General features: G+C 66.9%; 1 protein-coding gene. It reads left to right on the top strand.

The features are described 5' to 3' along the window. A partial coding sequence (gene vgrG, locus AC3A6R_RS27180) for a type VI secretion system tip protein VgrG (protein ID WP_487866188.1) occupies positions 1–236 on the top strand: 236 nt, incomplete at both ends.

Below are 236 nucleotides of genomic sequence, written 5' to 3'. Positions count from 1 at the left end.
GAGATCTGGACCGACGAGTACGGCCGCGTGAAGCTGAGCTTCCACTGGAACCGCTACTGCACGAAGGACGAGAACAGCTCGTGCTGGGTGCGCGTGTCCTCGCCGTGGGCCGGCACCCAGTTCGGCGGCATCCAGGTGCCGCGCATCGGCCAGGAGGTAATCGTCGACTTCGAGAACGGCGACCCCGACCGGCCGATCGTGACGGGGCGGGTCTACAACGCCGACAACATGCCGCC

The sequence above is a fragment of the Variovorax sp. Soil_C_19 genome (genome assembly GCF_057657255.1).
This window is presented reverse-complemented; position numbering and strand designations above follow the sequence as displayed.